The following is a 13,566-nucleotide window of genomic DNA, read 5'->3' as shown; positions in this document are numbered from 1 at the left end:
GCTCGCCCTTCCTCTCATCCCTTCCCCTCATGTCCCTCTCCTTGTGATAGCCACATATCCCGCAAGACGTCCGCCATTGTGTAGAGCCCCGCATCCTGTGTCCTTGCCCATAACACAGCGCGCATAGCGCCTTTTGCATAAATGGTGCGGTCTTGGGCGCGGTGCGTGAGCTCCAGCGTCTCACCATCACCCAACATATAGACGGTATGCGTCCCCGTCATATCACCACCACGCAAAGACGCAAACCCTATCTTACCCTCGTCCCTCGATGGGCCACGACCCCAACGAAACGCTAACACGTCCTGCTTTTTCTTCAATGTCTCCTTCTTGCGCCCTTTCGCCGCCGCTTGTGCTAAAAACCACGCACTGCCTGATGGAGCATCCACCTTGCGCCTATGGTGAATGTCAAAAATTTCTATGTCAAAATCTGTGCCTAGAATGGATGACGCTTGTTGCGTCAACATGCCTAACAGATTCACACCCACACTCATGTTAGCAGCGCGAACAATGACACCACCCTGTTTCTTATGACGAGACATAAGGGCGTTTATCGAGCGATCATCCTTCTCAGTAAACCCCGTCGTCCCCATGATATGAATACCCCCTCTCCTCATGATATGCTCACACAGCACAACACTATGGTCTGGTGACGAAAAATCCATCACCGCATCGACCCTATCGACAAAAGAGGCAATGTCATCACCGACACAAACACCGCATTCACCAACGCCAACCCACGCCCCAATATCACGTCCCTCCAACGGATGTCCCTCCCTCTCTAGGACTGCCGACAAGCACACGCCCCCCCTTCTCTCACCCTCGTCCCCTCCTTTTGTGTCCCCTCTCGCTTCCCCCGCCATCGCTTCCCATGCCAAGACTTCTCGTACCAGCGTGCTTCCCATGTAACCACACGCCCCCGTCACCCCTATTCGTAGAGGGTCGTGCCGTTCTCTGTAGCGCGCATGCATCGAAGACTCTACACCACAGACTATGTCTTCGAATCCGATAAGCCACCCAAACGCCGAAACCACTCCCTCTGTTCGTCGTTGAGATTTGTTGGAATCTCTATCATGGCTTCCAAGATTAAATCACCCCGCTGTCCCTTGCTAGAGAGTTTTGTCATACCCTCACCGCGTAAGGTGAATTTCTGCCCCGGTTGTGTCCCCGATGGAACGCGCACGGGGATTTTCTTACCATCAATGCCTCTCACTTCTTTCTCACAGCCTAATGCGGCCTCATCCACCGATAACCCCAATTTCATGGAGAGATGATTGCCATGGCGCTCAAAATGCGAATCTTTTTGCACCTTAATGAAAATATAGAGGTCGCCATGCCCACCGCCATGCAAACCACTCGCTCCCTTCCCCTGAAGGCGAATACGGTTGCCATTATCAACGCCGGGAGGAATCATGACATTCAGGATACGCTCCTTGATGACTCGGCCACTGCCATGACATACAGGACAGATCTTCTTACGGATTTTTCCCGTGCCATGACAACGGTGACACGTCTTCTGAACGCTAAAAAAACCTTGCTGCATACGCAAAACGCCAGTCCCATTGCACGTAGGACACATAGAAAATGCATTGCCCTCAGCGCCAGAGCCACCACACGCATCACATTGGGCTGGCACATTCATGCGAATCTGACGCTCCAGCCCATGGAAAGACTCCTCGAGAGTCATCGTCATATTATAGCGTAAATCCTCCCCCCTCTCGACATCGCGCCCTCTCGCCCGACGCGCCTGCCGCCCCATAGGAGAACCAAACCCCATATCCTCACCGAACATCTCCTCAAAAATGCCAGCAAAGCCATTGGCAATATCAAATTCGCCATTAAAGCCACCACCGCCACGGACTGCCCCATAACGGTCATAGTGCGCTCTCTTCTCTTCATCGCTGAGCACTTCGTAGGCCTCGTTAATCTCCTTGAATTTCTCTTCCGCCTTTTTGTCGTTAGGGTTGCGGTCGGGATGATAGCGCATGGCAAGGGAACGATACGCCTTACGTATAGCATCATCGGAATCACCCCGCCCAACCCCCAACGTCTCGTAATAGTCTTTACTCATAACCCATCACCTGCCACGATCTTAGCTCTGCTCTTTCTCTTTCCCTTTCTTATCATCCCCCTCTTTCTGAGACGATGTCACGTCCTCATAGTTGCCCTCAAGGACATCTGACTCTGGGGAACGACTCTCCATGCCCTCTTCTCCCCCTTGCGCATCACCCTTCTCTTGCGCTTTCTTATAGACATACTCGCCCAAACGCATCGCCTCTTGCGCTAATGCCTCCATCTTTTCCTTGAGCTCCGACGCCTTCCCCTCCTTACGCACATAACGCAAGGCGTCAATGGCTTTCTCAACAGCAGCTTTCGTATCGTCATCCACATCATCCTCAACCTCCTTAAGTGTCTTCTCTGTAGAGTGGATCAAGGCATCAGCCTGATTCGCTGTCTCGACTTCTTCGCGTTTCTTCTTATCTTGCTCCGCATATTGCTCCCCTTCGCGCACCATACGCTCAATATCCTCTTGGGATAGTCCTCCAGACGGCTGAATACGCATCTTCTGCTCTTTCTCCGTCGCCTTATCCTTCGCTGACACGCTAAAAATGCCATTGGCATCAATATCGAATGTCACCTCAATCTGTGGCACGCCACGAGGCGCCGCCGGAATGCCAATAAGGTCAAACTGGCCTAAGAGCTTATTGTCTTGCGCCATTTCGCGCTCCCCCTGAAACACACGAATGGTCACGGCCGATTGACTATCCTCAGCGGTAGAGAAAACCTGACTCTTGCGCGTGGGAATGGTGCTGTTACGCTCAATCAAGCGCGTAAACACACCGCCCAACGTCTCAATGCCCAGAGAAAGCGGCGTCACATCGAGAAGAAGAACATCCTTCACATCCCCCTGTAAGACACCCGCCTGAATCGCCGCCCCCATCGCCACCACCTCGTCGGGATTGACGCCGCGATGAGGCTCGCGCCCAAAAAATTCCTTCACCTTAGAAAAAATCTTTGGCATGCGCGTCATGCCACCAACCAAAATAACCTCGTTAATATCACTCGCTTTAAGATTCGCATCAGATAACGCCGCCTTGCAAGGCGCCATCGTCCTCTCGACCAACTCCTCAACCAACGACTCCAATGTGGCACGGCTCATGCGCACATTGAGATGCTTAGGACCACTGGCATCAGCCGTGACAAAGGGAAGATTAATCTCCGTCTGTTGCTGAGACGAGAGCTCTATCTTTGCCTTCTCCGCCGCTTCCTTTAAGCGCTGTAACGCCAACTTATCGCCTTGCAAATTAATGCCTGTATCCTTCTTAAATTCGCTTATGAGATAATCGATAATCTTCTTATCAAAATCCTCGCCACCTAGAAATGTGTCGCCATTGGTCGACTTCACCTCAACAACGCCATCGCCTATCTCTAAAATAGAGATGTCAAACGTACCACCCCCTAAATCATAAACCGCAATTTTAGACGCATTCTTCTTGTCTAACCCATAGGCAAGAGCCGCCGCCGTCGGCTCGTTGATGATACGCAAAACATCTAAGCCCGCTATCTTGCCAGCATCCTTTGTCGCCTGACGCTGAGCGTCATTAAAGTAAGCTGGCACGGTGATGACAGCTTGTGTCACCTTCGTCCCCAGCCTGTCCTCGGCATCTTCCTTCAACTTGCGTAATATGGTCGCACTCACCTGACTGGGCGATTCCTTCTTGCCGCCAAATTCGACCCACGCATCCCCATTATCGCCTTTGACAATTTTATAAGGCACCATGTCCTTATCCTTCGACACGACCCTGTCATCGGCACGACGCCCAATGAGACGTTTGATGGCAAAAAGGGTATTCTCAGGATTGGTGACGGCTTGACGTTTCGCTGCCTGCCCAACCAACAACTCGTCATCCTTCGTCCTCGCTACCATAGAGGGTGTCGTCCTTCCCCCTTCCGAATTCTCAAGCACGCGCGCCTCACGCCCCTCCATAACCGCTACACAGGAATTTGTCGTCCCTAAATCAATACCTATCGCTTTTGCCATCTCTATCCTGCTCCTTCTTCCATGCTTATCAGCTGTTTATGATACGCCCCATCTATGATACCGATAACATAGGAAAAGACGAAAAAAAATCAACCTCTTTGCTCATTGTCCCTCACTCATTGTCCCTCAGGCGTCCCTTTCTCTTTCACGACAACCATCGCCGGACGCAAAAGCCTATCATAAATCCTATAGCCACAGCGCAACTGACGAACGACACTGCCCTCTTCGCCATCACCTTCCGCCGTCTGCGATACCGCCTCATGCCAACGATAGTCGAAAGGCTTGCCCACCTCAGCATGGACAACCTCAATGCCAGAAGCGCGCAATGTTTGCTCCAAATCACGGGAAATCGTCTCTAACCCCTTAAACCATGTGCTGAAATTCTCACCCACACGCATGTCTGTCTTGCGTCCTTGCTCTAAGGCCGCTGTGAAACCATCCGCTAACGTCAACACATCGCGCGCAAATGCTGTGTGCGCGTATTTCAACTTCTCAGCAAGGTCTTTCTCGAAACGCCTACGTTCATTTTCACCATCAGAAATGGCGCGCAACAACTTATCCTTGAGTTTCTCCCGTTCTTCCCTGAGAGACTCGAGAGTCTCCTCACCATCCCCCTCAGATGATGCCTCGTCAACCCCTTCCCCATCACCATGGCCGTCAGCCGCTATAGACTCCCTCTCCTCTGGCGTCACACCATTGTCTTGTGCCTGCGCGCCCTCTGTCCCAAGCCCTTGCTGAGACTCTTCGCCTCGCTCTTCTTGTTTTCCTTGTGTCATGATGTGTCTCCTATAAGCTCTTACGTAACCGTTTATCGATAAGTTGACTCACAAATTGTGCCGTGTATTCCACAATACCAATCATACGCCCATAATTCATACGCGAAGGACCAACGATCCCCACAGCGCCAACGATAGACTCCTCCTCTGTGCTGTGAATAGGTGATACCACCAACGAACAGCCCGCATGATTAAATAAGGGGTGATGCGCACCGATGAAGATTTTTACGCCATCCTCATGCGCCGCCAAACGAAGAAGAGTGCGAAAATTCTCGCCAGACTCCAAAGCACTGATCAGATGCCTTATCTTCTCTATATCCGATGTCACATGAATGTCATCAATCAACGCCGCCTGCCCACGTATGATAAGGCGGTTACTCCCGTCACCAGACCACGTGGCAAAGCCCAATGTGATGACATGCTGAGCAAGGGCATGCAACTGACTCCGCTGTTCCTTAATCTCACGCTCTATTTTCTTTAAACCCTCATGGAGGGTATAGCCACAAAGACGCGCATTCAAATAGTTACCAGCCTCGATAAGAGACGAACGCCTATAGCCAGACGGCACGCGAATAAGCCTGTTCTCCACCGTATCATCATGGGCAACGACAACGACCAAGACTCTGTCGTCTTGCAATGGGACAAACTCGATGTGCTTTATCGTCACATCTTGCTTTGGCACCATCACCAGCGCCGCACTATGGGACAAGGCAGACACGACATCGCCAGCATCCTCCAACACACCATCGATGCGCTTCTTATCCGCCTCCTTCTCGAGCGTCCTCTCAATGTGAGAAACAATGGCTCGATCTAAGGGCTTCACCTCCAAAATCCCCTCGACAAAAAGACGCAAACCTAAATCTGTCGGAAGACGCCCCGACGAACAATGGGGAGAATAAAATAAACCCTCCGCCTGTAAAGCAGACATGACATGACGCACCGTCGCCGATGATAGACGCCCCTCAAGACGAGAGACAACCATATCCGACCCCACAGGACTGTTTGTCTCTAAAAAATAATCAACAACAATACGGAAAATATCACGCGCACGACTATCCATCCGCTGTAAAATCCTCTCACCCGCCATATGACGAGAAACAAATGCGCTGTTGACAACGGATGTCGACCTATGTCTTTCCTCTACTGACACGATAGTTCCCCTTTACGAGCCTCTCTCCTGCGCTAACACCATGATAAAAAATATCGTCATCGCTAGCCATAATATAGGAAAAGTTATCGAAATACGTCAATTTTTGATGTCCCAGAGGATCGATGTTCTTTCCCTCAAAGATTTAGACATCCCTGAACCCGAAGAAAACGCCTCAAGCTTCGAAGGCAATGCCGCCCTGAAAGCACAGCATGCCTTCAGCGCTTGCGCCATGCCGTGCCTTGCCGATGACTCGGGACTCGAAGTCGCATGCCTACAGGGTCGTCCCGGCATCTACTCAGCGCGCTATGCTCTCCATCCCAGCACACAAAAAAGAGACTTCGCCTACGCCATGCAAAAACTCCATAAAGACATGGGCGACAGCAAAAATCGAAAGGCGCGATTCGTTTGCGCCCTTGCTTGGGTGACGCCACAGCAACAAAAAACACAATTTTTTGTTGCCACCATCGAAGGAACGCTCTGCTGGCCACCAAAGGGAAAAAAAGGGTTTGGGTATGACCCCATGTTTATCCCTCAAGGCAGTCATAAAACATTTGCCGAAATGGAGGTGGCAGAAAAGCAACCTTTATCCCACCGACAACGCGCCTTACGGCTCTGGCATGATGCCGTCTTCTCGTGATGCCCCACCCATGCCCCCCAGAGATGGCACAAGGCAAAAGACTGAGAACGCACCCCTCAGCATTTACGTCCACTGGCCCTTCTGTGAGAAAAAATGTCCCTATTGTGATTTTAACGTCCATCTCGCCCCCCATCCGCATTCCCTTGATGAGGAGGCTATCCTCCATGCGTTCATACAAGAACTCACATGCTACGCCCAAAGCACAAAACACAAGAGGCTAGAAAGCATCTTCTTTGGTGGCGGAACACCCTCCATCATGCCATATCATATCGTCTCGTCCATAATCGCTACATGTCACCAACTATGGCAATGCTCGCCACACATAGAAATCAGCCTAGAGGCAAATCCCCAAGACCATAGACGCATACGACATTACATGGCAGCTGGGGCGCAACGTATCTCCTTAGGCGGACAAGCCTATGACAAAAAAAGACTGGCATTCCTTGGACGCACCCACACCATTGACGATATTCACCATAGCCTCGACGCCATCCTTCGCCATCAGGGGACGGCAAGTTGCGACCTTATCAGTTGCCTTCCCTGTGATACGCCCCGCACATGGCACAAAGAACTCTCCGCCATCGCCTCCTTGCCATGGCACCACCTGTCCGTCTACCAACTCACCATCGAGGAAAAAACACCCTTCCATAAAGCGCTCCAAAAAAAATTATGGTCTCCCCCCTCGATGGCCATGCAACGACGTATCGATGCATGCACAGAAGACACGCTCAAAGCCCATGGCTTCTATCGCTATGAAATCTCTAACTACAGCACCCATAGGACAACGCAATGCCACCATAATAAAGGCTATTGGCAGAGCCACGACTATATCGGTATAGGGCCCGGCGCCCATAGCCGACTCACCATATCGTCCCAAGACAAGACCATACGTTACGCCTTAGAAAATCATAAACATCCTCGCCATTGGCAACGCGCATGTCACGACAAAGGGCATGGACGCTCGACAGTTTACGCGCTTACCGCCCGCCAATATGCCATAGAATATCTCTCGATGGGGTTGCGTCTGACGAAAGGCATAGCGCTCACACCACTGACACGCGCCCTCAACATGCCCATATATCGCCTTATCCGTCCCGACGTCGTCGAGGCGCAACAACGACAAGGCTTCCTCCACATGACGAAAACACAAGGGATGGGAAACGCCCCCGCATACCATATGCGCCTCAGCAAAAAGGGCTTCTTGCTTCAAGACGCCCTTATCATAGACCTCCTAGCAGAGACGAGTCCTCGTCATCAGGACCCTCAGGCTGAAATGTCTCAATGCCCTTATGAATTAACGTAAAACCAGATGATGCCATGCCATAGACATGGTAGGCGCGCTCCACAGTGCCGTCAGCGCGCAAGCGAAACAGCCCGTTGACACCATCAAAACCCTCCTCGATGATGAGATGCTCGTCCTCAACCCTGCCATGGCGTTGCATTAACCCCACAATCATGGCGACAGTGTCATAGACAATGCTGGCGACCTTTGGTGGCTCGCGCTTAAAGGCGGCGGTAAATTGTTCCGTGAATTTCTGTCTCTTTTCGATATCTGTCGCCACAAAAAGCGACCCTCGCAAGAGTGGCTCGTTCAAAAATGCCCTGTTTTCCCATAAGGATGTGCCAAGAAAACGCACCCGCGTATTCGTCACATCATAAAAGGCTAAAAACGCAATGGCACTGACAAGCTCCTGCCCGTGAAGAGGCACAAGAACAGCATCAAAAGGCAACGTCGCCATGTCCCTCACCTCGTTAATAAGACCCTGATGGGCGTCATTCTCTTCGTCCAACCCAAAGGCGTCCAATTGCTTCTGGATAAAATTCTCACGCCCCACATAGTCGGAAAAAACCTCAACCAAAGGACCTATATCCTTAATATCCCCACTGAAAAGCGTTTTACGCGTGTAGTTGGCATCATAAATGTCTGTCGCCACATCCAATGTCTCGTCAATCAAATGGCCATAAGGCGTATCCTCCGCCAAGAGAGCAAAACGCAAAAAACCACGCCCACGCACATAGGCAACAATGGTGTTAATCTCTTCCTCCACCCGATAGCCCATGATATAGACGCCCTTATCGGCTTTGCTGGCATCAGAAGAAAAGGCTAAAAGAGGAATACGCTCCGCCCTCGCCAAGCTCGCCAATGCCTCCACAGAGTGAGCAAACAGAGGACCAGCGATCACCTCAACGCCATCCTTTTGTGCTTGTTCAAAAGAACGTTGCACTTTATCCTCATCACCATCAAAACTATCATAGACGGCAATATCAATATCCCCACCAGCAAAATCAAAAAGCGCCATCTGCGCCGTGTCGAACAAAACACGCCCCAATGCCGCATTCTTCCCCGAAAGAGGGACGAAAAGCCCTATCTTCCTCTTACCCGATAGATCAACCCCCTCCACAATATCGCCATCAATGTCCTCATCTGTCGCCTCGTCATCGCCTAAACCAAAAAATTCCGTAAAGGAAAAATCATCCTCCTCCCCGTACGCCAACGCTCCATAGCCCACAGACAAGAGCACCCCCACACAGACCGCACAGCCCCATAAAAAAGATAGACCCCTCCCCCGCCATGCCATCATCGTCTCACATCCTCTGTCTCGTCTCATGGTCTTCTCCTCATCGGCGCGCACACAGAGACGCCCCTTGCTGTCGGCAGTCCCAACGTATGCGCCTTGCCCGTGCCTACCATCTCTTATAGAAAATTCTTATCGTGTGTGCATGATTTCTTTTGCTTCCCTTCCCACCCATGTACTCGGACTCTATGGTGAACGTATCTGTCGTCTGGTCTTGCGCGTCAAAGGATACCGTATCCTCGCCCGTAATTGGCGATGTCCACAAGGGGAACTGGATATTGTCGCCATCCACCATCACACCCTCATCTTTGTCGAAGTGAAAACGCGCCGCACACAAAACCAAGACCTCGACATCATCACACACCGACAAAAATATCGTATCCTTGCAGCAAGCCGCGCTTTTTTGCTACGATTCCCCCACCTTCGCTCCATACCACATCGTTTCGATGTCATGATTCTCAAAGCACCCTTCCGCCTCCACCATATCCCCCATGTCTGGCAAGAGACCATGACGTCATTCCAACGCCGCTCCCATTCTTTATAGGATTGTTCCACCTCTCGCTACCTCTGTGTTCCCATGCGTGTCGCCTTTCAAATAGACCCCCTCCACCATCTCCATCAGCATAAAGATAGTAGCCTCGCCCTCGCCACATCAGCCCACAGAAGAAAATACGACATCTTCTGCTATCAGCCACAAAGCCTTACCTTACAAGAAAAAGTGACGGCATGGCTCTCACCGCTCGTCCCCGTTGATGGCACATGGCAACAAGAAGAAGGACAACAGACAGAGCTCGATAGGATGGATGTCGTGCTCATGCGCCAAGACCCCCCCTTCGATATGGCCTATATCACCGCCACCTATCTGCTCGACTATCTACAAAAAACAAGCCATACCCGCGTTATCAACGACCCAACATCAGTGCGCTCCTATCCCGAGAAATATATCCCCTTCCTTTTCCCTCAACATGCACCACCCAGTATCATCAGCCAGCATAGTCCCGACCTCAAAGCCTTTAGGAAAAAACATGGCTCGGTCATCATCAAAATCCCCTTCGGCAAAGCAGGAGAAGGAATCTTCCTCATCCATCCCGATGACCCCAACTATGACTCCCTCATCGAGACATTGCTCTCACGCTATGGCACACCCCTCATCGCCCAACGCTATCTCGACTCCGTACGCACCCATGGCGATAAACGCTTGCTTCTCATCAATGGAACATGCATCGGCGCCTTCACGCGCATGCCCGCACAACACGACATGCGCGCCAATCTACGATGTGGAGGAACAGCACAGGCCTGTGACATCACACCACAAGAAAAAAGACTATGCCAAGACCTCAAACCTTTCTTGCAAGAAAAACGTATCTTCTTCGCTGGCATCGACGTCATTGCCCATGCCTTGACAGAAGTCAATATCACATCACCCACAGGATTACGTGAATATCAGGCTATCAGTGGCGATGACCCTTGTGATATTTTCTGGGATCACCTCGCCCATACCATGAAAAGAGCCTAAACCCATGGTCGCACGCGCCACCACCGTCGCCTTTCTTGGCCTAAATACCCATAAAGTTGATGTCCAAGCCCATATGGGCGCAGGCATGCCATCCTTCCAAATCGTTGGCCTGCCTGATAAAGGCGTAGACGAATCCCGAGAACGAGTCCGCTCAGCATTACAATCCATAGGCATCGCCTTGCCGTCAAAACGTATCATCGTCAACCTTGCCCCCGCTGACCTTCGAAAGACAGGAAGCCACTATGACCTGCCTATCGCCCTCGCCCTCCTCTTTGAGATGAAGATTCTGCCCCAATCCGATGGCGATGGCGCTATTGCCTTGGGCGAACTATCCCTTGACGCCCATATCACCTCCGTCCCCGGTGTCCTGCCTGCTTCCCTCTTCGCATCCCACCATGATTACGGCGTCATATGCCCCCATGCATGCGGACAAGAAGCGCGCTTTGCTGGCGACCATGTGGATATTCTTGCCCCTGATAGCCTTATCGCCCTCGTCAATCACTGGCGCGGCACGCAAACCATCGCACCACCCCAACTCCCCATCAACAGCTGTGAGCAAAAAGACACCCACCCTCTGCCAGACTTTGTCGACATCAAAGGACAAGAAGACGCAAAATACGCCATAGAAATCGCCGCATCAGGAGGACATCACATGCTCATGGTAGGCTCGCCCGGGGCGGGAAAATCTATGCTGGCGTCACGCCTGCATACCATTCTCCCACCCCTGTCATCCCAAGAAGCCCTCGAAGTGAGCATGATTCACTCCCTCGCTGGCACCATGCCTAAAGAGTCTATCGTCACTCAACGACCTTATCGCGCACCACATCACTCAGCATCGCTCCCCTCCCTCATCGGCGGCGATAAACTCGCACGCCCCGGCGAAGTGAGCCTCTGCCACCGAGGAGTCCTCTTCCTCGATGAATTGCCAGAATTCTCACGCTCCACCCTCGAAGCACTACGACAACCCATAGAAAGCGGCTTCGTCCTCGTCGCACGGGCAAAAGCACACTGCCATTATCCCGCCCAATTCCAACTCATCGCCGCCATGAACCCATGCCCATGCGGTTATCACGGCTCAGAAAAAGTAGAGTGCTCATGCACAAAAACAAAAATACGCGCCTATCAAAACCGCATATCAGGACCCCTCTATGACCGTATCGACCTCTATGTGGACGTCCCCGAACTGAATGCCAGAGAACTCATACAGCCCACACCCTCACAGCAAACAAACTCGACCACCATCGCCAAACGAGTCGCACAAACACGCCAGCTACAGCAGGAACGATTCCGCACCATGAACCTAAACACGCTCTATCTTAACGCCCAAGCGGACGGAAAAATTCTCGAAGAAATTGCCCCACTGGGACACAAAGAGTCACATATCCTTGCTGATGCCATAGACACCTTAAAACTATCCGCCCGCTCCTACCACAAAGTCTTACGATTGGCACGCACATTGTGCGATATGGACACGCAAGATATGAACGCCCCCATCAATAAATACCATATTGCCCACGCCTTGAATTATAGACGCAAAGTGTTACATAAGGTATAGTGAGGGTGTATAAAGAAATGTCATTCAATAGAGCGCGCGCCATTCATGTCTAAAGACTCCTCTCAAGATTCCAAAAATATCCTCTATTGCTCGTTTTGCGGTAAAAGCCAGCACGAAGTGCGTAAGCTTATCGCAGGACCGACCGTCTTCATATGTGATGAATGTATCGAACTCTGCATGGATATTATCCACGAAGAAAATGCCACAAAACAAGGGAATGGCTATACCAGCGAGGTCCCCACGCCTAAAGATATTTACCACATCCTCGATGATTACGTTATTGGACAAGATGTGGCGAAGCGCACACTCTCTGTTGCCGTCCATAACCACTATAAACGCCTCGATAAAGGACAGAAAAATAGTGATGTCGAGATCGCTAAATCCAACATCCTGCTCATAGGGCCCACAGGATGTGGCAAGACCCTTATTGCTGAGACCCTCGCACGGGTGATCAATGTCCCCTTCACAATGGCGGACGCGACAACGCTGACAGAGGCAGGCTATGTAGGGGAAGACGTGGAAAATATCATCCTGAAACTCCTGCAAGCGGCAGACCACGATGTGCAACAGGCCCAAAAAGGTATCGTCTATATTGACGAAGTCGACAAAATCAGCCGTAAAGCCGATAACCTCTCGATCACACGCGACGTGTCCGGTGAAGGCGTACAACAAGCACTCCTCAAAATTATGGAAGGCTCTATCGCCTCCGTTCCCCCCCAAGGCGGACGCAAACACCCCCAGCAGGAATGCTTACAAGTCGATACATCCAATATCCTCTTCATCTGTGGGGGCGCCTTCTCTGGCTTAGAACGCATCATCACCGAACGCACCAAAGGCACCGCCATCGGCTTTGGCACCGATATGCACGAACATTCCCAACAGCACGCACAAACAATCTTGCAACATATCGAACCTGAAGACCTCCTCAAATTTGGGCTCATCCCCGAATTTATCGGACGCCTTCCCGTCCTCGCCACCATGCATGAACTGGACGAAAAAGCCCTCATCAATGTCCTCACAAAACCACGCAATGCCCTCGTCAAACAATATCAGGCGCTCCTGCACATGGATAACGTGAAACTCACCTTTACGGACGAAGCCCTCCAAATTATCGCCCAACGCGCAAAAAAACGCAAAACAGGCGCTCGCGGCTTACGCTCTATCATGGAAAATATCCTCCTCGATACCATGTTCGACGTCCCAAGCAACGACGGTATCGTCGAAGTTGTCATCAATAAAGAAGTCGCCGACGAGAAAACAAAGCCTCTCTGTATCTATGCCGAAAAAAGTCGAGCAAAGCAATAGGACGCCGTCACC

12 protein-coding genes are annotated in these 13,566 nt (G+C 51.4%); 6 read left to right on the top strand and 6 right to left on the bottom strand.

Translation table 11 applies throughout. From position 1 onward, the window contains the following. Positions 1-14 precede the first annotated feature (14 nt). The 5 genes from GDA54_03375 to hrcA all read right to left on the bottom strand — a co-directional run bounded on the left by GDA54_03375 (position 15) and on the right by hrcA (position 5,965). On the bottom strand, positions 15-1,031 hold the full coding sequence (locus tag GDA54_03375) for a 4-hydroxy-tetrahydrodipicolinate reductase (protein ID MBC6497346.1): 1,017 nt from the start codon (positions 1,029-1,031) through the stop codon (positions 15-17). Next, the gene (gene dnaJ, locus GDA54_03370; protein ID MBC6497345.1) at positions 989-2,068 is read right to left on the bottom strand and encodes a molecular chaperone DnaJ; all 1,080 of its coding nucleotides are present in this window, start codon (positions 2,066-2,068) and stop codon (positions 989-991) included. The genes GDA54_03375 and dnaJ overlap by 43 nt, the downstream gene beginning before the upstream one ends. Positions 2,069-2,089: 21 nt before the next feature. Then, positions 2,090-4,039 carry a molecular chaperone DnaK gene (gene dnaK / locus GDA54_03365; protein ID MBC6497344.1) on the bottom strand — a complete coding sequence of 650 codons (1,950 nt, stop codon included), beginning with the start codon at positions 4,037-4,039 and terminating at the stop codon, positions 2,090-2,092. A 116-nt stretch (positions 4,040-4,155) separates the two neighbouring features. Next, positions 4,156-4,815 (bottom strand): nucleotide exchange factor GrpE, encoded by a 660-nt coding sequence (locus GDA54_03360; GenBank protein MBC6497343.1) that lies wholly within the window; start codon positions 4,813-4,815, stop codon positions 4,156-4,158. A 10-nt stretch (positions 4,816-4,825) separates the two neighbouring features. Then, on the bottom strand, positions 4,826-5,965 hold the full coding sequence (gene hrcA / locus GDA54_03355; GenBank protein MBC6497342.1) for a heat-inducible transcription repressor HrcA: 1,140 nt from the start codon (positions 5,963-5,965) through the stop codon (positions 4,826-4,828). Between the two features lie 40 nt (positions 5,966-6,005). Here hrcA and rdgB point away from each other — a divergent pair, with 40 nt between their 5' ends. After that, positions 6,006-6,602, top strand: a complete 597-nt coding sequence (rdgB, locus tag GDA54_03350) for an RdgB/HAM1 family non-canonical purine NTP pyrophosphatase (protein MBC6497341.1) — start codon at positions 6,006-6,008, stop codon at positions 6,600-6,602. Further along, positions 6,517-7,905, top strand: a complete 1,389-nt coding sequence (gene hemW, locus GDA54_03345; GenBank protein ID MBC6497340.1) for a radical SAM family heme chaperone HemW — start codon at positions 6,517-6,519, stop codon at positions 7,903-7,905. Before rdgB ends, hemW begins: the two co-directional genes overlap by 86 nt. Here the strand turns inward: hemW and GDA54_03340 are convergent. After that, on the bottom strand, positions 7,823-9,211 hold the full coding sequence (locus GDA54_03340; protein ID MBC6497339.1) for a penicillin-binding protein activator: 1,389 nt from the start codon (positions 9,209-9,211) through the stop codon (positions 7,823-7,825). The genes hemW and GDA54_03340 overlap by 83 nt on opposite strands. Here GDA54_03340 and GDA54_03335 point away from each other — a divergent pair. The 4 genes from GDA54_03335 to clpX are packed head-to-tail and all read left to right on the top strand — an operon-like array spanning position 9,210 to position 13,554. Further along, complete coding sequence (locus tag GDA54_03335) at positions 9,210-9,722, top strand: YraN family protein (GenBank protein MBC6497338.1); 513 nt, start codon at positions 9,210-9,212, stop codon at positions 9,720-9,722. The two genes, GDA54_03340 and GDA54_03335, sit on opposite strands and share 2 nt — an antisense overlap. Positions 9,723-9,755: 33 nt before the next feature. After that, positions 9,756-10,694: a glutathione synthase gene (gene gshB / locus GDA54_03330; GenBank protein MBC6497337.1), complete on the top strand. Its 939-nt coding sequence runs from the start codon at positions 9,756-9,758 to the stop codon at positions 10,692-10,694. Between the two features lie 4 nt (positions 10,695-10,698). Then, complete coding sequence (locus GDA54_03325) at positions 10,699-12,249, top strand: YifB family Mg chelatase-like AAA ATPase (GenBank protein ID MBC6497336.1); 1,551 nt, start codon at positions 10,699-10,701, stop codon at positions 12,247-12,249. Positions 12,250-12,294: 45 nt separating this feature from the next. Next, entirely contained in the window at positions 12,295-13,554 is a 1,260-nt protein-coding gene (gene clpX / locus GDA54_03320) for an ATP-dependent Clp protease ATP-binding subunit ClpX (GenBank protein MBC6497335.1), read from the top strand. The last annotated feature ends 12 nt before the right edge of the window (positions 13,555-13,566 follow it).

It is taken from the genome of Alphaproteobacteria bacterium GM7ARS4, from assembly GCA_014332745.1.
GTDB lineage: Bacteria > Pseudomonadota > Alphaproteobacteria > GM7ARS4 > GM7ARS4 > GM7ARS4.
This window is presented reverse-complemented; position numbering and strand designations above follow the sequence as displayed.